Source organism: Janibacter sp. GXQ6167 (assembly GCF_041365945.1).
Lineage (GTDB): Bacteria > Actinomycetota > Actinomycetes > Actinomycetales > Dermatophilaceae > JBGFSK01.
Window position 1 is genome coordinate 1 of the sequence record NZ_JBGFSK010000029.1, and the last position, 668, is coordinate 668.

A 668-nucleotide genomic window follows, 5' to 3' on the forward strand; every position below is an offset into this window, starting at 1 on the left:
CCTCGCTCGGCTACCTGCCCCCAGCCGAGTACGCTCGGCAATGCACCCATCAAATCGAAACCGACGACTCACACACCGTCCGGACCGAATGACGGGGGCGGCCCACGCCCTACTTTGGACGGTTCAAGCTCTCTCGAGAGGGAGTCGGACCGTTTACGATGAGGGGATCATGGAAACCAGTCCATTGGACATAACACCGTTTGAGATTGCGTGGGGGCTCTACAGCGGCACGGTCATCGCGGCGCTGCTTGCGACGATATGGGGGATGGCGACAAAGCGACTCACCGGTACCGAGGCGGTGCTCGCCGTCGTGGCCACTGTCGCAGTTCCGGTCTTGGGTAGTTTGGCGGTCCTTGGGTGGCTCATCACCGCGGAGATCAAGGGAAAGTCGACGGTGGCCCGATGAAGCGAGTCACAACCGGCGCGATCCTTGGGACCGCCTCTCTCCTGTGCGGCCTCGCCGTGTCCGCTCCTGCGAACGCCGCTACTCCTGCTGGGCCTCGCGTCAGTGATAGCCAAGTAGCCGCCTTTGAGGCCCAGCTTCAGAACTCGGGCCAAAGTTGGGCTGACCCCGTTTCGTAGGTCCGGTCGTTATGCGAGTCGTCCTGTTGCCCGCGGTGGCGGGCAGGGAGACTGGTCAGATCATGACGAACAGTAGGAAGCGTCAC

Annotated in this window: 1 protein-coding gene; it reads left to right on the top strand. The window is 62.6% G+C overall.

Translation table 11 applies throughout. The annotated features are described in order from the left end of the window. The first annotated feature begins 169 nt into the window (after positions 1-169). Positions 170-406 carry a hypothetical protein gene (locus AB8K43_RS15450; RefSeq protein ID WP_370895093.1) on the top strand — a complete coding sequence of 79 codons (237 nt, stop codon included), beginning with the start codon at positions 170-172 and terminating at the stop codon, positions 404-406. Positions 407-668 lie beyond the last annotated feature (262 nt).